This window comes from Halorubrum sp. SP9 (genome assembly GCF_005435015.1).
In the GTDB taxonomy this organism is placed as follows: domain Archaea; phylum Halobacteriota; class Halobacteria; order Halobacteriales; family Haloferacaceae; genus Halorubrum; species Halorubrum sodomense.
On sequence record NZ_SGXU01000243.1, the window covers coordinates 1 to 634 of the forward strand.

At 67.8% G+C, this 634-nt stretch carries 1 protein-coding gene; it reads right to left on the reverse strand.

Translation table 11 applies throughout. The features are described from left to right. On the reverse strand, nucleotides 1-634 hold a 634-nt coding region (gene phnD / locus EXE45_RS17385), incomplete at both ends, for a phosphate/phosphite/phosphonate ABC transporter substrate-binding protein (RefSeq protein WP_137695069.1).

A 634-nucleotide genomic window follows, 5' to 3' on the forward strand; every position in this document is an offset into this window, starting at 1 on the left:
GAGAAGTCGGATTCGAGGTACGCGCGCTCGATCCCCTCCTGGATCTCCGGCTTGAGGTTGTAGCGGTACGCGACCGGGCCGCTCGGGAACGGCGCCGACGCCCACACCACTTTGAAATCGTCGAAGCTGAGATCGCTCTGGGCCTCGACGGTGTCGACGAAACAGGTCGAGCAGATCGGGCCGGCGTCGTAGTCGCCGGCCGCGATGCCGCGCGTGGTGTTGCCGTGGCCGCCCGAGAAGTTGACCTCGTAGTCCTCTTCGGCGGTCACGTCGAAGTACTGGTCGAAGAGGGCCGAGGGGGCCTGGTGTCCGGAGTTCGAGGCGGGCTCGGAGTGGCCGACTTTCACGTCGTCGCGGGCGAAGTCCTCGACGCTCTGGATGTCGTCGGCGTCGGCGCGGGTGGTCGCGAACAGCCGGTAGCCGAACTCCTCCTCGGGGGTGAGCCCGACCCCGAACGGGACCGCGCCGCCGAGGTTGACCGCGAACGCGGTCGTGCCGGTCGAGAAGTTCGCGATGTGGGCGCGCTCCGAGCGCATCGCCTCGACGGACGCCGCGTAGCTGTCGACCTTACTGAACTCGACCGGCTTCCCGGTCTCCCCCTCGATGCGGTCGAAGACCGCCTGGAAGTCCTCTT